The following is a 783-nucleotide window of genomic DNA, read 5'->3' as shown; positions in this document are numbered from 1 at the left end:
TATCCATACATAAACCTAAAATTAACAAGTTCTCCTTCTTTAAATCCTTTTCTTATTCGCCATTTTATGTTTTCACTAACTGACCTACTCTCTTCTTGTGCAAATGAAGCGAGGATAGTTAGCATAAGCTCACCATCCCCGCTAAGACTGTGAATATTTTCTTTTTCAAAATATACATCTACATTTAACTCCTTTAGTTCTCTAACTACTTCAAGTAGTGTAACTGTATTTCTTGCGAATCTTGAGATTGACTTTGTAATTATCATATCTATTTTACCCATTCTGCAGTCATCAAGCATTCTTTGAAACTCTGGCCTTTCATCCTTTGTTCCAGTAATAGCTTCATCTGCATATACTCCCGCAAACTCCCATTCAATGTGTTTTTGAATAAAGCTGCTGTAATAGCTGATTTGAGCTGAAAGAGAGTGAAGCATTGCATCTTTTCCACTTGATACTCTTGCATAGGCAGCAACACGTTTTTTAGATATAGGTTTTTTAATTTTAGAATCAAGCTTTATAACCTTTCTTTGCATTTTTTATTCCCCCTCGTATAATTTGAATTATAGATATCTATAAAAACAGTTATATAACTGTTCTTTGACAATTGATAGATTTATATATAATTGAATGGATAGCTACAAAGTTTAGAGGACATAAAGCATCCTTGTATAACTTTCAGGTACTCATGCTAAACTAAACTTGGTTTAGTTAGACAGGGTAGCTCTGGCTTCCCCCTGTAGCTTCGTTAAGAGAATGACTACTCGTTTAAGACTGAACCCCTTT

At 33.8% G+C, this 783-nt stretch carries 1 protein-coding gene; it reads right to left on the bottom strand.

Annotated features, from left to right (window positions below; all coding sequences use genetic code 11):
- Positions 1 to 533 (bottom strand): recombinase family protein (locus tag Q428_RS14200; protein ID WP_035382100.1); only part of this gene is annotated, 533 nt, incomplete at its 3' end.
- Positions 534 to 783: the final 250 nt, after the last annotated feature.

Origin of the sequence: Fervidicella metallireducens AeB (assembly GCF_000601455.1) — a bacterium.
GTDB lineage: Bacteria > Bacillota > Clostridia > Clostridiales > Caloramatoraceae > Fervidicella > Fervidicella metallireducens.
The sequence above is the reverse complement of the archived record's forward strand: the minus strand, read 5'-3'. Positions and strand labels throughout refer to the sequence as shown.